Below are 15,771 nucleotides of genomic sequence, written 5' to 3'. Positions count from 1 at the left end.
TATGCCAATCTTAGAAGTAGAACATATCAGTAAATCTTTTAATAAAACTCCTGTCTTAAAAGACGTTGGATTTAACCTGGAAAAAGGACAGGCTGTTTCCATCATCGGATCTTCCGGAAGTGGAAAGACAACGCTTCTCCGCTGCCTGAACTTTCTGGAACATCCGGATAACGGAATTATCCGGGTAAATGGCGAAACACTTTTTGATGCCTCTGTCCCGGCAACCACTCAGGAATCCGTGATCCGTAAAAAACGACTGCATTTTGGTCTGGTGTTCCAAAACTTTAATCTGTTTCCGCAGTATACCGCTCTGGAAAATGTAATGCTTGCCAAAAAGCTTCTCGCCGCAGAGCAGCCGGATTTTAAAGAAAGAAAGCGTGAAATCCTGACCGCCATCGAGGTACAGGCAAAGGTTCTTCTGACACAGATGGGGTTGGATAACCGGATGGACAATTATCCGCATCAACTTTCCGGCGGACAATGCCAGCGAGTTGCTATTGCAAGGGCACTTGCCCTGCAACCGGACATCCTCTGTTTTGATGAGCCGACTTCTGCACTGGATCCGGAACTGACCGGAGAAGTATTAAAAGTTATCCGCGAGCTTGCCGACCAGAATACGACGATGATCATTGTAACCCATGAGATGGCATTTGCACGCGACGTTGCCGATCATGTGATCTTTATGGACGACGGACGCATCGTTGAACAGGGTGATCCGCGTCAGGTGTTTGAAAATCCAAGTGAAGAGAGAACAAAACAGTTTCTTTCGCGGTTTCATGAAGGATAAGCTGTTAGATGAAGAAGAGGACTTGTAAGGTTTTAGTCTTACAAGTCCTCTTGAAATTTTATCTATTACATTTTTCCATTTGTGGATAGCATTCTTTCGCAAACTTTTTGTTATCCCAATAGCATGGTTTTTGAGGTGTCTTATAAAGATCGCATTCACTACATCTGTTTATTGTCTTTTTGTCCTTTTCCTAACTTCACCTGCTTTCCCATTTTCATTGACTTTCCCTTTGCCGCACCTTATACTTAAAAGTAATGACTTAAGAAACGGGGGAAATATTCTATGTCAAAATCTTCAGCCAAACTGATGACCGAAGGCTCCATCTGGAAGCGTATCGTTGCTTTTGCGATCCCGCTTTTCTGGGGAAACCTTTTTCAGCAGCTATATAACACCGCCGACTCTCTGATCGTTGGAAATTTTCTTGGAAGCTCTGCACTTGCCGCTGTCAGCTCTTCCGGTAATCTGATCTTTCTTATGGTCGGTCTTTTTAATGGAATCGCCATCGGATCCGGTGTCATCGTTGCCAAATATTACGGTGCCAGAGACATTGCGAATTTACAGAAATCCATCCATACAACCGTTGGTTTCGGACTGATCTGCGGCGTGATCCTTACCATTGTCGGTATCATTGCCGCACCACAGATCCTGGTACTTATGGGAACACCGGAGGCGGTACTTCCAAACTCGATTACTTATTTCCGGATCTACTTTACCGGCTCACTTGCCTTTGTCATGTACAACTTCTTTGTCGGCATTCTGCAGTCCGTCGGTGACAGTACCCATCCTCTGATCTACTTAATCGTTTCTTCGGTAACGAATATCATTCTTGACCTTGTACTGATCGCAGGTCTTGGATTTGGTGTAGGTGCTGCCGCTTTTGCAACTGTCATCTCACAGTTTTTAAGTGCTATTCTCTGTATGGTACAGCTGCTTCACAGTCCGGAGGAGTTTCGGCTTCATCTGAACCGGATCAATCTGGATTCCTATATGCTCCGCCAGATCATTTCTTATGGTCTGCCCGCAGGACTCCAGAACTCGATCATTTCTCTGGCAAATGTATTCGTCCAGGCAAATATCAACCAGTTTGGGGAAATGGCGGTTGCCGGATGTGGTTCTTATATGAAGATCCAGGGATTTGGATTCCTTCCGATCACCTGTTTTGCACTGGCACTTACTACTTTTATCAGTCAGAATCTGGGAGCAAAAGAATATGAGCGTGCTAAAAAGGGCGCTGTATTCGGTGTGATCTGTTCCCTTACGATCTCTGAGCTGATCGGTATCTGCGTGCATTTTACCGCTCCACAGCTTCTATCTGCTTTCAGTTCCACCGCAGAGGTTATCCGCTACGGAGCCATGCAGGCTCATACGGATACCTTTTTCTACTTCCTGCTTGCTTTTTCACACTGTATGGCAGGAATCATGCGCGGAGCCGGTAAATCCACAGTCCCGATGTATGTTATGCTGGTATGCTGGTGTCTGATCCGCGTTTCTTATATCGTGATCATTTTAAAATTCATCCCGTCCATTCAGATGATCTTCTGGGCTTACCCGATGACCTGGGCGCTCAGTTCCATTGCTTTTCTGATTTATTTCCTAAAGTCAGACTGGATACACGGACTGGAAAGATAAATTCCACAAATTTATACTTGACTCATCGTATACAAAAAACCATTACAGGATCTGATGAAATCACATCTCTCCTGCAATGGTTTTCTTTTATCCTAACCCACATACAGTTTCTCACTGCTGTATCCGTTTTATTTCCATTATTTATCCATTCATATTTCCGTTTCGTCAAGAATACGGAAATGTTTCCTGTCTACTTCGATCAGCCTATCTTTCTGCATCTTCCCAAGCTCATTTGACATCGCGGACCTGTCTACATTCAGATAATCTGCAAGCTGCTGCCGGTTGAACGGGATGTCAAATTCTTTCTTCCCGTTTTCCATAGCCTGATAAGACAAATACGACAGCAGTCTTCCCCGGATCGATTTTGATGAAATATGAAAAATCCGTTTCGACAGACGGAGATTCTTCTCTGCGGAAAGCTTCAGCAGATTTTCAATTAACGTATGATGAAACACACACGAATTGGAACAGACTTTCAGTATCCTTCCCACATCAAGAAACAAAATTCTTGCCTCTTCTGCCGCAACTACATTGACCATCAGCTTCTGCCCAGGAATCGCTGCATATGTTTCTGCAAAAATCTCGCCTCTTCCAGCCCGGTCCAGAATGCTGTGATTCCCCCAGATATCATCATTCTCAATGAACACGCTGCCGGAAAGAACCACGCCCATTGAAGTAACCTCATCCCCGGCATGGTAAATGATTTCATCTTTTTTATAAGTCTTTTCTACCGGATTCAGACAGTTCAGCATCTGTCTGGCGTCCTCCTTCGTGACGCCCCGGAAAATTGCTGCCTCCTCAAATATGCCCATTTCTGCTACTCCTCAATTCTCAATGCATTTCTGTCCGCTTTTTAACCAAATCAAACAGCAAAACAAATTACGAATATCCACCTGACTTTATTTCCCAAAGTTATTTTTTCGTTTCTTTCTCTGATATATTCTGCTTAGTCCATCCTCTGTTTCCTTTTGCAATCTTGTTTTTATAGCCTTTTTCGTCTTAGTATGTGCCCGGATTGCTCCATTATTATATAATTCATACTTTTGACGATTACATCATCTTACTATATTTTTGCAAAATCGACAAAGCTGTACCGTTTATCTCCGCCAGATAAAACAACATTCTCTATAGACATTCATTCAATAAGATTTTTAAACTCAATCGTTTCCAACCTATACAAAAAACGGAGAACAAGATTTTTCAAAGTTGTACATGACTTGAACAATCCTGTTCTCCGGTTAATATCTTATGATTTCCTGCTCCCTGACATAACCTCACATTTGTCAGATTCTGCGTCTATTCTATAAACATCGCATCCCGTATGATTACGGGTGTACCACCATTTCTAACATTTGTTAGATTTTTACTGATTCTCAGAATGCTCATATGTATTCTCTCCAGTCATTATTACGGTTCCTTTTGATTCTTCGATGCACTCCTCATTATCAAGTGTACCGTAGGTTGCTACTGCTGGTGTACTTCCCTGGAACTGCAATCCGGATCCGTTACCAAAGTCGATCGTTACCCAGTTGTAACCGCTATCCTGGACTTTCTGATCGCAAAATTCATCGTACTGTTCCATCGTGACTTTTTTCATTGTCTCCAATGGAACTGTGATATAGGCGTATTCGCCCAACTTCTTTGTCTTAGTTCCGTTCATTACATCGCATACGATTACCTCTGCATCCAGAAGTGGATTTCCGGTCTTGCTTTCTTCTGATTCTAAAACGTTTTCCCGGCTTTCGGTATCATTTTTATCCGTTTCGGTCACGTTTTTATCCTTTTTGCTATCATTTTTATCAGAATCGTTTATGCTTTCCTGGTTCTGAGCATCCTTCATACCGTCTTTCGCTCCATCCGAAAAACCGCATCCGGTCATTCCTGCAACCAGTATACATGATAACATTGCTGCTAAGATTCTTTTACTCATTTTCTTTCCTTTCCGGTGCATCCTGACTGAAATTATACCACCTTGATCTCTGGGTTGTCTACCACATTTCCCAACAAAAGTGCGTATTCCTTTGTCGGACCGAGCGGCATTGCATCGTCTGTGGTGTTCGACACCATATAAAAGCCGACAGTTTCCATGTATTCCTCATCGTTCGGGCAATATGCGGCGTATTTGCCGTAGCAGATCTCCATTCGGACTGTTCTATGCTCCGGATTGTAGATCACATCACCCTCAAACAGCCTTTCCCCGGTCATATCTTCCACACAAGCGAATCTCTGGATCGTTTCTGGGATCACTTCCATCGCCCTGAGAATCAGATACCCGTTTTCCTCCGAATAGCCATCCTGCATCAGCATGAATGATTTGCCATTTTCCACGCACACTACGTTTCCAATGTGCCACGTTCCAGACATATCTCCCATAAGTTTTGCCCGGCAGATTCCGGAAGATCCATTGTAATTGTATTCATGTAGAACTTTATTCTCCCATAATGCCTCTTTGAGCTTCCTTCTTGCCTCTGTGAGCCTTTTTCGCTCGCTGTCCATTCTTCCGTTCACATGTCCGATGAAATCTGCCATCATCCGCATTGTGTCCTTGCAGAACTCCTCATTGATGATATATTCTTCATGTGTATACTCATGGAGGAAGGCGTCGATACGCCTCCTCAGCTCATTTTTATTCCTGATGTCCATTCTGCACCTCCTCGAATCTGTACTCCTGGTCTGCATCCGGGTATTTCTTCCGGTCTACCTTACCAACAAACATTCCATAAGGTCTACTCCAGATAGCTCCGTCCTCGCATTTATAGACCACGTAGTATTGTCCTGGAGATTCCGTGTCCTGGCTGATCGCTATCACTTCAACGATTTTCCCTTTGAAATATCTGTAGGTTTTCCCGGTTTCCACGCTTCGATCTTCTCGCACTGGATATTTGTCATGGAAATACTTCTCGCACTCTGCCAGGTCGCAATTTTCATAGTTCAGCGGATTTTCATCTGTCCAGTCCGGTATATCAGCCTCTTTGACGTGTACATGCTGTCCGAACGTGTCATTCAAATGCCTCAATTCCTCCCATATCCAGGCTGCTTCATTTTCTCCATTCGGATCTACCAGGTAACCACTTATCTTGAAAATTTTTCCGTCCATAATTTCCTACCTTTCTTGCAAATTCTCTTGATCGCACTTTCTTCTTTTACTCTTCCTGAGCGTTTTTTCTTCCATTCTCTCAGGTATTCCAACTGTTCTTGATCCTCTTTTTCTCTTTCATTCATCACTTATGTTACCTATAACCTCCATTTCCGAGTTTTCTATATCATGTGCTGTAAGTGGCACGGCTCCGGTTGCATTGTCCGGATATCTTTCATAGAACCATCCAGATACCTTGTCAACTTCTTCCTCGCAAATATTGTCGTATATTGGCCTCTCTGCGAAAATTATCCTATTGAGCATGCTATCTTTTCCAAGGATCCGCACAACGTCATTTTCAAAGATCTTCTTTCCAGTTACGTCCGTAAATCCCGTATACTGGCATAAAGTTTTCGGTTCAATCGAAAACACCTCAAATGATCCAGGAGCGTAGCTTACCATCTTTGTAACGGATCCGTCCGTGCTGCAATAGTTCGGCAGCCCCTCCTCCCACTTTCCGGTGTCCGTCGATTTGGCTTTAAACAGAATTTTTCTCTGCATTATCGTACCTTCTTCCTTCTCTTTTTTTCTTTGATATATTCTTTTATGTTTTCACCTTCAAATGTATACAAATAATTCCCAAGCCCATCGTTAAGCCTGTCGCATACCTCCTGGCACTTTTCTTCCTGGTCAAACAGTATCTCTCTCACCTTGTCACTAAGTGTTCTTATTGCTTCTTTCTTATCCTCTTCTGTGGAGCTATCGCAAATTGTGCATGTATATCTTTCGTAATATACATCATCCCCATGTGAGCTTCTTTCTTCTGTGTAGTGGGCTACTATCTCTCCGCATCTGTATCTGTCGGTAAACTCGCTTAGAACATACATCTTTGGGTAATAATAATACTTGCTCTTTGTTTTACACTCGCACTCGTCCTCTGCAATTCTTCCAGATGGCAGTCTCACTTCTATTGATCTGTTTGAATTACACTTGCAGCATTTCGGACCGTATACGAGTTCTCTATCAACTTTCCACTTTACAACCTTGTGGTCTTTCATCAATTCGGAAAGTCTCATTTTTTTGGCGTTGTACTCGGCATTACGAATAATCCGGTCGCACTCGTCTTTCTTTTTCTCGTAATCCTTTTTTACTTCCTCAAAATGTTCCTTGACGCCCTGGAGCTTTTCGTTTTCTGCTCTTAATCTGTTCATTTCTTCCAGAATCTCTGATTTTACTGAGCTTTTGATGGCTTCTTTCAGGGCGTCTATTTGCTCCTGATACTCGCTTTCTGGGTAAAACTCCTCTTCTGGGTAATCGTAATACATACTATTTACACCTCTTTCTCATTTCTCTGCATATAGTTTCTATTGTATCTTCTGTAACGATAAGCCTTGTCCTACCGTCTATAGTTTCTGTTCTGCTATTTCGGATTAAGTTATCTTGCATATCGTCAATAGCAGCTCTATAGCCTGTGTCGAATAAAAGTTCCTTTTTCCTTCTCCCTAGCGGATCTCCGTACTGGAAAATCATGCTATTCCCTCCTCACGTTTTTCATTTTCAGAATATAATATTCTGTCCCAGGAACAGCTCCCCACTCCGGTTTTCCTTCCCCGACTGTCAATTTGCAATCCGCCAGGAAACACGAGGCATCCGTGGTATAGCCATTCCGGAACTTCACGGTTCCGATATCCTGATCCACTGTTGCAGCCAGGTTCCGGAACTCGGAAACGCTTGCCTGATATTCCTGATTTTTCAGCATAGCGGCATTTCTAAATCTGGAATCATAGTACCGTTTCAATTCTCGGTACTCCTCTGTCTTTTCTCCACTCAGGATCATATCAAACCACTTTTTTTCGATCGTCAATGTCAGCAACTTTCCCACCTCCCTTCGTTTGTGCTCTATTTGGTGCGTACATCCAGATCATTACCAGGGTGCAGATCCAGCACATCGCATACTGCCAGCGGCTGATTTCCCCGTCTACCAGGATCTGTATTCCCACAATGAACCAGGGAATACAGTTAAAATGCTTAAATATCATGCGCTTGATTCTTTTCATATCCTTTACCTCACATTTAACTGATTGCTAACTGCTCTTTATACAGTTTCTGGAATACATCACGCTCTGCTTCCGCTCGGATCAAATCTTTTTCCAGCTCTTTGATCCTCTCTTTGTCAAAAAGGCGTTCCGGCATCTGGATCGGAACTGGTTTCGCTGTTTCCAGGATCTGCATCGCTTTTTCTTCGATCGGATCCGGATCCGGCTCTTTGAATGCCTCCGCCCACTCTCTCACGTATTCGGACATCTTCATATTTCCACCAAGCCCGATGCTGACAGCAAGTGCCTTGTCAATCCGCTTCATTTCATCCATCGTGGCTTTTGCAAGATATTTTCCGATCCGCTTTTTATATACCGTCTCGATCTGCTCACATAGCGCTATGGAAGGGATCGGACTGCTCTTGATCCTAACGTGTGTCGGCATCAGTTTTTTCTCCCTGGATGTCAGGTACACTACTTCCACGATCGGAGCATGTTTGTTTCCAACGTCATTACTTACTATGATTCCAGGTCTCGCCCCCCCCCTGTTCGCTTCCGGAGTTTTCGCCCTCATTGATAAAAAAGATCTCTCCTCTGTGATACTCATTTTCTGTGTGCATACTATTGTCCTCCTATAAAATCCCATATTGTCAGCTGTCCTTCCCGGAGCTCCGGTTCCAAAATTGGCGATCCTAGGATTTCGTCCAACTTTTTCCGACTTTCTCTCAAATATTTGACGTAATATTCCGGATCCTGGCATCTTCGCATTACCACCAGATCGTCCCTCCGGATCGCATCTTCCATTCCCAGGACATAGCGTACTGGGTTCATACACTGACTGGTTTCTTTGTCCAGGTCTCCGCTGAGCTTACTTCTTAGGTACTGGAAGTCCTGATTCTCTTTCAGAACCTCCAGTGCAGCTGTTGACCTGCTCCGGATCCCGTCCGGATCTGCCATATAATGGACGCTTACCTCAGCTGGAATTTCCAGGAAATACTCCTCCGGATAATTTTCCGGATCCAGCTCTGTCTCCACTTGCTTCCGGAAGTACATGACGTGACTCCTGCATAAATTCATGTTTACCCCATCCGACCAGAAGGGATCGGATCCACCGTGTACTCTCAGATCTTCATACCTCTTCCGGCTGTCCTGGATCTCTTTTCCTAACTGTTTACTCCGTTTCTTTTGATCCGGCGTTTTCATCGAATTTTTCATTGATTGCCTCCATGATCTTACCGATCCGAACCTCTCCGATCCCTTTTACGGATCTGATTACCGCCTCAATGTCTTTTACATCCAAGGCATTCACAGACGCCTTTCCGTCCTCCCATCCGCTTTTATAAATATCGGTGCAAAAGTTCTCAAACTGCTGATGATCGTACTTTTTTACAGCCTTGTAAACTGCTCTGTTTACCAGATATCTCTTATTCTGAATTTTCTTTGCCATAATCACACTGCCTCCACATATGTAACTGTATTTATCTTGAATCCGTTCTCTTTGCAAAAGTCCCGGAAGAGATCCGACAGCTCTTTGAGCGTTTTCACGCTCTCGAACTGTGTTTCGTCCTCCATTCCATCGCTATTGATGAAGCCTATGTTGTACTTCTGGTTGTATCTGGAATAGCTTCCCTTTGCCGCTTTTCTTACCGTCATGACGCCTGCACCTCAGCTCCTAGTTCTTCGATAACTTTTCTCAGGGCATACTTCCCATTGGATGTGAGCTGTCTCTGCCATGCTCCCTGAGACGGGGCCCATCGGAAACCATTTGATTTCAGAGTGCTTCTGATTGCCTCATCTGGCTTTCCATCGAACACGATCTGTATTCGCATCAGTTCTATATTCTCAATTACCTTGAAATCGCCATAATCCGCCTCAGAGGTGCCTTTCTCTTTTGTCTTTTTCAGTTCATCAACTCTCTGCTGGCATCTCTTGATATTTGCCAGATTGTTTTGTAAAGCCCAGCTCGGATATGGAGATCTGTCATACCCGAACTGATCCATGGATCCCTGGAGCTTCTGGAGCTGTTTTTCTGTCAGGAGATCGCATCCCTCCAGCGTATGATGCTTGCGGTAATACTTGTTGATCTCCTTCATGTTTTCCTGAACTTCCCTCAAACTGTCAATTTTCTCCTCCAGGGCTTCAATAGCGTTTTCGTCATCACTCTTGATAACCTCTTTTGAGTACAGAAGGTTATTCAGCTTTCCTCGGATCGACTGGCAGTAATTGTAGAACTCATGGTTTTTATCCCAGGCTTTGACCTGTTTCTCTTTCTTCTTTACCGGGAAGTTTCCGGCTCCAGAGATCATCACAGACGGACACATGCAGCCGATTCTTGCCTCCTCATTGAAATATTTCCCCAGGTTCTTTGCATATCTGGTTGCCAGCCTCCAGGCTCTTTCTCGGTATTCTTCTCCTCTTCTGGCAACTACTTCTTCTGCCAGATCATATACTTCGTTGACGTCCTCCTGGTATTCTTTGGTTCTGGATCCCAGCTGATACTCATTAAAAGACATCATATTCTGGGCTGTTCTTGCAGCCTCTTCATTGATTACTACAAATTCTCTTTCGCTCATGGTTTACTCCTCCTCGATCTCTTCTCTTACTTCGCATCTTATTTCCGGTTTTGATTCATGGTTCAATCTGGAAAGGCTCCACCCCTCAGATACATTACTCATGGAGATGTAGCCATTCGGTGTGATGTAGATATACGCTCCGTCTGTCTGGATCTCTCTTTCATCCCCGAACTTTTTCAAGATATCCGCTACGATCGCAAGATGCGGAAAGCACTCAGCGTACATCTGTTTAAAATCCTCTTTTTCTGCCTCCAGGCGTTCCATTTTTGACATTGTAATTTCCTGCATTTCTGCTTCCTCCTTATATTCCAGTGACACATGCCACCAATTATCTGTTAATTTGATATCTCTGATAATGGACTTCCGGATCTGTTCCATTGTTTTCATGCTTACGATCTCCCTGGAAGTAAATTCCAGTTTTTCACTCAAGTCTCCGGTCATCATTTCGTAATGGATCTCTCGCTCGTCATCCGGATCGGACTTACAGAAGTCCAGGAACTTCCTGCCGATCCATTTCTTTAGATCTTCCACTCTCACTCCTCCTCATAATCTTCATACTCGATCCCGGCGATCTCGCAGATGCTTTCATAGTCGGAACCATTTTCGTACATGTTCCGGATCGTTTGCCCGTGGATCGTGCCATCCCACATCCGGATCATATTTTCGATTGCCTCATTCAGTCTCTGATTGCTTCTGTCTGCCATCATTTCTCTACCTCCTCAATAATCTCTGATGCAAGCTCTTCGCCGTATTTTGTTGCCAGGAACATTCTTGCGTATCCCCATTCTTCCGGAGTGTTGGACTTGTCAAACATTCCTACTGCATCTCTCCGACACTGTTCTTCTGTCAGATCTCCACTGGCTACCGTCTCAATTCTCCTCCGGATCTCCTCCATGCGTCTCATTGCTTGCCGTCTTTCTTTGTCCAGATCCATCATAATGTTTGCAGCCTCCAGCATGCTCTTGATCAGTGGCATGCCTCCGGTTTCGTATAAAGTAGCGATCTGATCTTTTCCACCGACTTCGTTAATTGCCGGGTGCCAGGTGTATACTGTTTCAATGATCTCGTAATTCTGATCGGAGATCTCGCCTCCAACTCTTTCCTCAAATTCATGCTTCATCATAGCTTTTGTCCTCCTCAACTTTCTTGTAATCTTCCAGGATTCCCATAAGCGTTGCTTTCCCGATCCGGAACTTCTGTTTATGTCCACATCTGGTCCCCATATAATTGACAACTGTTCTTTCCGGAAGCTCATGCTTTATGTACTGGATCATGTAGTAATGACCGTCTCCATGGTGAACCACATCTATAAATTTGTGCTCATTCCGGATATTCCGGAAGGTTGCTCTTTCTGTTCTGTTTGCTCTGGATCTCTTAATCATATCCGCTTCCTCCTATTCCTCAACCTTTTTGATATAGATGTATCTCTCGCCGTTTTCATCCTCGTAGATGCCGTTGTACATGTTCCAGACTTTATCAGCTCCAACCTCTGTGTAGTGCTGTCCCCCAAACATTACGTTGTCGTTCTCGTCAACGATGATGTAATTCTCTTTGCTGGCTGCCTCTTTTCTCAGTCTGTCGATCGTCAGGATCAGGCTCTGTTTTGAGGTTCCATATAACTTCTTTCTGTCAGCTCCCAGTTCTGCAGCCAGGTCTCTAAGTTCATTTGTGTTCATTTTTGATAAGCTCTTTTTCATATCTTTCTATCTCCATTTCCGTTCGTGTCGTTCATTTGTTTTCTGTTGATGCTTGAAGTATAACTCACTGTAGTGCGTTATGTCAAGGCGTGTTCTGCATTTTTTTGTAAAAAAATTAGAGGCATGCGTTTATGCCTCTAAAACAGTGCGTTTTTCTTTATTTTCTCACATATTGAAATTCATATCCCATAGCCTCCAGGATCGCTTTCAGTTTTCCGAATCCAGGTGCTTCCCGTTCAAAAACAGCGTACAGTGAGTTTTTATCAATATCCAACTCACCTCCATCTTTTTTCCTGATGTCTATATCACGATCTAGTGCGTTGAATATTCTTCTCACGGTGTTAAAGTTTGGATTTGCCCTAGTCAGGACATCAAACACCGATTGTCTCGTTAATCCTGTTCTTCGTCCTAACTCCATCTGAGTAACGCCCTCTTCTTTCATTGTCTGCTTAATATATTCAATCACTTCCATGGCTTTCCCTCCGTTTGCTATAGCATACTCCAGGAAGGATCGGCTTGTCAAGGCGTATATTACATTTCGGAGCAAATATCCAATCGTGCGTCATAATCGCACCTAGATCCGGACTTGTCGCACATCTGGCACAGCATTACTCTAGCTCCGCAACGGGGGCAATAGGAAACCAACCCCCACTCCGGATCCCAGGAAAACATGTTGTGTGTCTCACAGTACTGGCAAAACCCAGTTGTCAGAGAACCTTTGATGTCCTCCAACTCCTGGGCTGTCCTTCTCATGTTATTCTTTATGTTCCGGTTCTCTGTCTCTCGCCTCCTGATGCGTTCATTCTGCCTTTTTAGCTTTTCCGATCGCTTTCGCAATCTTTTCTTCAAGATTATATTTTCTGCTTTCTGAATCATGCCTCAGTGCCTCCTTCCAGGTCATCATCAAATACATACTTCGCCCCCGGAAGTGTAAACGCTCTCGGAGAAAACTCCGGGCCAGAAATAATCAGCCCCATTTCACGCATTTCCTGCATGTAATGACACGTTGAGCTGGTGGACTTTAATCCGATCCCGTCCCCGATCTCACGGACACTCGGTGGAAATCCCTTCTCGCTCATGTATCGCTTACAAAAATTCAAAATATCTTTGTGACGTCTTTTTATTACCTTTTTCTCTACCATATATTGTACCTCCAATCCGGATCCACTTTGTAAAATATTGCTATAAATGCTGGATCGTATTCTGCCGACATCGGATATTCGCCACGGATCCGGAATACTATTTCCTCGATGTCCGGCTCGTTCAGATCTTCCAACTTGCAACCATATTCTTTTTCCAGATCATCTAGCTCGTCATCCAGGCTCAGGATCTGCCGCTCTGGTTCCGGTTTCCAGTCCTTTGGAACTCTCTCATACTCTTCACGTCTCCGCTCCCAGTATTCATCCTCATTCGGTATGCTCCACATTTTTACTCCTTCCAAACTTCATTAGCTTCTTTCTTGCAATCTCGCTCCGTGTAATAATCATACAAGAACTCTTTCTGTGCTTTTGTCATGTCTCTAACCAGGCTTCCGGTCGCAAATGCGATCCCCTGCGATGGATTGTGAAGCAGTACCCAGCCCCGATCTGTAAGCCAGCCTCCAGCGTCAAATATATCTTCGCTCTGATCCGGGTAATTCTCTTCCACGTATTTATTCGCCCAGTCTTGGTGTTCTCCCCACTCAACTTCATGGAAAGTTCCATTCGGCTCCAACCACCCGAAATCTCCGGTTGTATGCTCTTTTTCATCCATCATACGGGTTATGAAGCTGTCAAGTCTCGCCTGCTCTCTATCTTCGTTCGTTTCCTCTCCTAGCTCTTTTCTTACTGCTCTTTGTTCGCCTTCCGAAAGATGTTCCATTGCCACATTGAACCTTTCTGTCATTCTATCCAGATCACTTTTCAAGGCTTTTTTCGACTGAGGTATCTTCCAGACATTCATACCACTTGGTAGCTCTTCCTCTTCTCCTGGCTCATATGTTTCCAGGTGGTACGTTCCGTCAGCAGTATTGCCTTTCAGTGCTGCTCTTCCCATCAGGATATCTTCTGCATACCTCCGGATCTGAGCTTTCGGTGTGTCTGTTCCGGTCATACTGTCCACCAGGATTTCCATGATTTTCTCAATACTCTTTTCCCCAGAGTAAAACCACTCCCTAGCGATCTGAGTAATAAACTCTCCCGTGATTCCAAACGAAAGTGTTCTTTTTTCTCCTCCCATCTCCGTACCTCCTACTCTTGATTGCAATAATCAATAAATGCCGTGATTGTCTCGTCTGCCTCGCAACGTGTATAAAGTCTCTTTTTGCGGTTTTTCTTTCTCCATAGCGGTAACCCGTGCATTTTCCGCTGGTTATTTGTCAGCAACATCGGTTTCATGTTTTCCATGCTCTCTCCATCTCCGGAGGTCTGCCGCCTCCGGTCGGCACTATGTAATCAATCCAGAAGCAACTCCTGGCTGATTGTGTACTGTTCCTGGAGCTTTTCAAAAGCTCTTTCGGTTACTGTGTATTCAAACCATCCAGCCATGTACTGATAATTTGGTCTGAGGTTCTTCGCCTCTTTCACACCATCTTTTTTGATCCCTCTGCCTTTCAGCTCCAGCGGAGTGTTGATGTGGTAATGTCTGCCGTAATAGCTCCGCTCTGCTTCGATCTGACACTTTGGCTTCTGTTCTCCCATTTCTGGAGTGTAGCAGTACAGCCCCGGTTTCTCCGGAATCACTGCTGGCTTTTCTTCCGGTCTTGCATTTTCCAGGCGTCTTGTCCGGATCTGTTCCTGGAGCGTTTCAATCTCTCCAGGTTTGAAATCGCCCTCCTCATGGCAAACTGCCATGATCTCTGCATACTCCTCTACTACCTGGTTGTCAGATGCCAGATTGATAAGCTGTGTCAGGTTCAAAAAGATGTTGCTGTGTGTCTGTGGAAACTGAATAATTGTTGCTGCCATAATGTCTCTACCTCCCGATTATGCGTAAATGAATTTTCTGAGATCTTCGTCTCTGCAATCACTGTCTAACCATTTGTCGAACTGATCCGGAAATCTTTTCTCCAGCTCGTCCATGAACCATCCTCTCAGCGTGGATGTGTTTGGATCTGTCATGGTGGTTGTCATTTCCCACTGATCCAGAAGCTGTGATGTTGCCAGGGATCCGATCAGGTTTCTTGCTCTCTGCTCCGGTGCCGGTTTGCTTTCCTCTTCGTCTATCAGCTCGATTTTATCCATCAAAGTTCTCCAGTAAAACACTCTGCCATCGCTTGTTACAAGAAATTCTTTGTGAAGATTGCTGTTTTCTTCTTTCAGGTCATATGCTTTACATTCAACCACTTTTCCGTCAATGTATTCGTGTGTGGTATCTTCAAATTCCGCTTTTTCTTCCAGGTATGAAATAAATTCTCTGACTGTGAGCTTGTCCATGAGCTTTTCTGTAGCAATCATAAAATTTACTCTGTATCTGTTAGCGTCCTCGTTTTTATATCTCATGGTGTTCCTCCTATCTTTCTTCGACTGATCCGATCTCCAGATCATATGACCTTGTTTCTGTGCCCTTCATGTATCTTTCAAGTGATTTTCTCAATTTTGAAATAGCATCGTCTTCATCCTTGCCAGCGATTACTCTTGAATCAAGATCGCCCTTGATTTCCTCGTAATCGTTAATCATCAGGTACTCGTTTATTCTGAAATAGATTTTATATTTTTTCATTTCGTTTTCCTCTTTTCCGTTCGTGTGTTTGTTTTTCTTGATGCTTGAAGTATAACTCACTGTAGTGCGTTATGTCAAGGCGTGTTCTGCAAATAATTAAAAATATTTTTCCGGATGGGTTTTGTGATGCTCACTGTAGCGTCACGAAAGAGAAAAGAAAGAAGCAAAGAAAAGAGAAAAATAATATTTATATATAATAAATAATATATATGTGATAAAAAATCACTGTAGCGTATACAGTGATAGTCACTGTGATAATCACTGTAGCAATCAC

At 43.9% G+C, this 15,771-nt stretch carries 30 protein-coding genes; 2 read left to right on the top strand and 28 right to left on the bottom strand.

Translation table 11 applies throughout. The features are described from left to right. Nucleotide 1 precedes the first annotated feature (1 nt). A complete protein-coding gene (locus PG418_RS01225; RefSeq protein WP_022220749.1) occupies nucleotides 2-787 on the top strand; it encodes an amino acid ABC transporter ATP-binding protein in 786 nt (261 codons plus the stop codon). Nucleotides 788-1,069: 282 nt separating this feature from the next. Further along, on the top strand, nucleotides 1,070-2,416 hold the full coding sequence (locus PG418_RS01220) for an MATE family efflux transporter (protein ID WP_195412622.1): 1,347 nt from the start codon (nucleotides 1,070-1,072) through the stop codon (nucleotides 2,414-2,416). Nucleotides 2,417-2,565: 149 nt separating this feature from the next. Here PG418_RS01220 and PG418_RS01215 read toward each other — a convergent pair whose 3' ends face one another. The 28 genes from PG418_RS01215 to PG418_RS01080 form a co-directional block, all read right to left on the bottom strand. Continuing rightward, on the bottom strand, nucleotides 2,566-3,228 hold the full coding sequence (locus PG418_RS01215; protein WP_055157412.1) for a Crp/Fnr family transcriptional regulator: 663 nt from the start codon (nucleotides 3,226-3,228) through the stop codon (nucleotides 2,566-2,568). Nucleotides 3,229-3,779: 551 nt separating this feature from the next. Beyond that, nucleotides 3,780-4,346 carry a hypothetical protein gene (locus tag PG418_RS01210; RefSeq protein ID WP_147324620.1) on the bottom strand — a complete coding sequence of 189 codons (567 nt, stop codon included), beginning with the start codon at nucleotides 4,344-4,346 and terminating at the stop codon, nucleotides 3,780-3,782. Between the two features lie 32 nt (nucleotides 4,347-4,378). Then, nucleotides 4,379-5,059, bottom strand: coding sequence for a hypothetical protein (locus PG418_RS01205; RefSeq protein WP_117636105.1), 681 nt, complete (start codon nucleotides 5,057-5,059; stop codon nucleotides 4,379-4,381). Continuing rightward, nucleotides 5,043-5,513, bottom strand: a complete 471-nt coding sequence (locus tag PG418_RS01200; RefSeq protein ID WP_117636106.1) for a DUF1653 domain-containing protein — start codon at nucleotides 5,511-5,513, stop codon at nucleotides 5,043-5,045. The genes PG418_RS01205 and PG418_RS01200 overlap by 17 nt, the downstream gene beginning before the upstream one ends. Before the next feature lie 117 nt (nucleotides 5,514-5,630). Continuing rightward, nucleotides 5,631-6,053 carry a YopX family protein gene (locus PG418_RS01195; RefSeq protein WP_117636107.1) on the bottom strand — a complete coding sequence of 141 codons (423 nt, stop codon included), beginning with the start codon at nucleotides 6,051-6,053 and terminating at the stop codon, nucleotides 5,631-5,633. Then, a complete protein-coding gene (locus PG418_RS01190) occupies nucleotides 6,053-6,817 on the bottom strand; it encodes a hypothetical protein (protein WP_117636108.1) in 765 nt (254 codons plus the stop codon). The genes PG418_RS01195 and PG418_RS01190 overlap by 1 nt, the downstream gene beginning before the upstream one ends. Nucleotide 6,818: 1 nt before the next feature. Then, on the bottom strand, nucleotides 6,819-7,022 hold the full coding sequence (locus PG418_RS01185) for a hypothetical protein (RefSeq protein ID WP_117636109.1): 204 nt from the start codon (nucleotides 7,020-7,022) through the stop codon (nucleotides 6,819-6,821). Between the two features lies 1 nt (nucleotide 7,023). After that, nucleotides 7,024-7,365, bottom strand: a complete 342-nt coding sequence (locus tag PG418_RS01180) for an ASCH domain-containing protein (RefSeq protein WP_207658712.1) — start codon at nucleotides 7,363-7,365, stop codon at nucleotides 7,024-7,026. Further along, the gene (locus PG418_RS01175) at nucleotides 7,331-7,549 is read right to left on the bottom strand and encodes a hypothetical protein (RefSeq protein ID WP_117636110.1); all 219 of its coding nucleotides are present in this window, start codon (nucleotides 7,547-7,549) and stop codon (nucleotides 7,331-7,333) included. Before PG418_RS01175 ends, PG418_RS01180 begins: the two co-directional genes overlap by 35 nt. Nucleotides 7,550-7,565: 16 nt before the next feature. Further along, nucleotides 7,566-8,102 (bottom strand): type II toxin-antitoxin system PemK/MazF family toxin, encoded by a 537-nt coding sequence (locus PG418_RS01170; protein ID WP_181974001.1) that lies wholly within the window; start codon nucleotides 8,100-8,102, stop codon nucleotides 7,566-7,568. 47 nt (nucleotides 8,103-8,149) lie between these two features. Next, nucleotides 8,150-8,743 (bottom strand): hypothetical protein, encoded by a 594-nt coding sequence (locus tag PG418_RS01165; RefSeq protein ID WP_118515371.1) that lies wholly within the window; start codon nucleotides 8,741-8,743, stop codon nucleotides 8,150-8,152. Continuing rightward, entirely contained in the window at nucleotides 8,700-8,975 is a 276-nt protein-coding gene (locus PG418_RS01160) for a glutathione peroxidase (protein WP_117636112.1), read from the bottom strand. The genes PG418_RS01165 and PG418_RS01160 overlap by 44 nt, the downstream gene beginning before the upstream one ends. Nucleotides 8,976-8,977: 2 nt before the next feature. After that, nucleotides 8,978-9,181, bottom strand: coding sequence for a hypothetical protein (locus PG418_RS01155; RefSeq protein WP_117636113.1), 204 nt, complete (start codon nucleotides 9,179-9,181; stop codon nucleotides 8,978-8,980). After that, the gene (locus PG418_RS01150) at nucleotides 9,178-10,101 is read right to left on the bottom strand and encodes a DUF8626 domain-containing protein (RefSeq protein ID WP_117636114.1); all 924 of its coding nucleotides are present in this window, start codon (nucleotides 10,099-10,101) and stop codon (nucleotides 9,178-9,180) included. The genes PG418_RS01155 and PG418_RS01150 overlap by 4 nt, the downstream gene beginning before the upstream one ends. 3 nt (nucleotides 10,102-10,104) lie before the next feature. After that, nucleotides 10,105-10,632: a hypothetical protein gene (locus PG418_RS01145; RefSeq protein WP_117636115.1), complete on the bottom strand. Its 528-nt coding sequence runs from the start codon at nucleotides 10,630-10,632 to the stop codon at nucleotides 10,105-10,107. 2 nt (nucleotides 10,633-10,634) lie between these two features. Continuing rightward, nucleotides 10,635-10,808 (bottom strand): hypothetical protein, encoded by a 174-nt coding sequence (locus PG418_RS01140; protein ID WP_181974002.1) that lies wholly within the window; start codon nucleotides 10,806-10,808, stop codon nucleotides 10,635-10,637. Next, a complete protein-coding gene (locus PG418_RS01135; protein WP_117636116.1) occupies nucleotides 10,805-11,224 on the bottom strand; it encodes a hypothetical protein in 420 nt (139 codons plus the stop codon). Before PG418_RS01135 ends, PG418_RS01140 begins: the two co-directional genes overlap by 4 nt. Continuing rightward, complete coding sequence (locus PG418_RS01130; protein WP_117636117.1) at nucleotides 11,211-11,483, bottom strand: hypothetical protein; 273 nt, start codon at nucleotides 11,481-11,483, stop codon at nucleotides 11,211-11,213. The genes PG418_RS01135 and PG418_RS01130 overlap by 14 nt, the downstream gene beginning before the upstream one ends. 12 nt (nucleotides 11,484-11,495) lie before the next feature. Continuing rightward, nucleotides 11,496-11,798: a hypothetical protein gene (locus tag PG418_RS01125; RefSeq protein ID WP_117636118.1), complete on the bottom strand. Its 303-nt coding sequence runs from the start codon at nucleotides 11,796-11,798 to the stop codon at nucleotides 11,496-11,498. Nucleotides 11,799-11,955: 157 nt separating this feature from the next. After that, the gene (locus PG418_RS01120) at nucleotides 11,956-12,321 is read right to left on the bottom strand and encodes a helix-turn-helix domain-containing protein (protein ID WP_427565889.1); all 366 of its coding nucleotides are present in this window, start codon (nucleotides 12,319-12,321) and stop codon (nucleotides 11,956-11,958) included. Between the two features lie 8 nt (nucleotides 12,322-12,329). Continuing rightward, complete coding sequence (locus tag PG418_RS01115; RefSeq protein ID WP_117636120.1) at nucleotides 12,330-12,674, bottom strand: hypothetical protein; 345 nt, start codon at nucleotides 12,672-12,674, stop codon at nucleotides 12,330-12,332. Beyond that, nucleotides 12,671-12,940: a LexA family protein gene (locus tag PG418_RS01110; RefSeq protein WP_117636121.1), complete on the bottom strand. Its 270-nt coding sequence runs from the start codon at nucleotides 12,938-12,940 to the stop codon at nucleotides 12,671-12,673. The genes PG418_RS01115 and PG418_RS01110 overlap by 4 nt, the downstream gene beginning before the upstream one ends. Next, complete coding sequence (locus PG418_RS01105) at nucleotides 12,934-13,224, bottom strand: hypothetical protein (RefSeq protein WP_117636122.1); 291 nt, start codon at nucleotides 13,222-13,224, stop codon at nucleotides 12,934-12,936. Before PG418_RS01105 ends, PG418_RS01110 begins: the two co-directional genes overlap by 7 nt. A 2-nt stretch (nucleotides 13,225-13,226) precedes the next feature. Then, on the bottom strand, nucleotides 13,227-14,015 hold the full coding sequence (locus PG418_RS01100; protein WP_117636123.1) for a hypothetical protein: 789 nt from the start codon (nucleotides 14,013-14,015) through the stop codon (nucleotides 13,227-13,229). Nucleotides 14,016-14,026: 11 nt separating this feature from the next. Continuing rightward, on the bottom strand, nucleotides 14,027-14,182 hold the full coding sequence (locus PG418_RS01095; RefSeq protein WP_181980263.1) for a hypothetical protein: 156 nt from the start codon (nucleotides 14,180-14,182) through the stop codon (nucleotides 14,027-14,029). 48 nt (nucleotides 14,183-14,230) lie between these two features. Then, nucleotides 14,231-14,743 carry a hypothetical protein gene (locus PG418_RS01090; RefSeq protein ID WP_117636124.1) on the bottom strand — a complete coding sequence of 171 codons (513 nt, stop codon included), beginning with the start codon at nucleotides 14,741-14,743 and terminating at the stop codon, nucleotides 14,231-14,233. An 18-nt stretch (nucleotides 14,744-14,761) separates the two neighbouring features. Then, nucleotides 14,762-15,277, bottom strand: a complete 516-nt coding sequence (locus tag PG418_RS01085; RefSeq protein WP_181974003.1) for a hypothetical protein — start codon at nucleotides 15,275-15,277, stop codon at nucleotides 14,762-14,764. A 10-nt stretch (nucleotides 15,278-15,287) separates the two neighbouring features. Further along, complete coding sequence (locus tag PG418_RS01080; RefSeq protein ID WP_117636125.1) at nucleotides 15,288-15,497, bottom strand: hypothetical protein; 210 nt, start codon at nucleotides 15,495-15,497, stop codon at nucleotides 15,288-15,290. Between the last annotated feature and the right edge of the window lie 274 nt (nucleotides 15,498-15,771).

It is taken from the genome of Bariatricus sp. TF06-38A, from assembly GCF_027690675.1.
GTDB classification, from domain to species: Bacteria; Bacillota; Clostridia; order Lachnospirales; family Lachnospiraceae; genus Allocoprococcus; species Allocoprococcus comes.
This window is presented reverse-complemented; position numbering and strand designations above follow the sequence as displayed.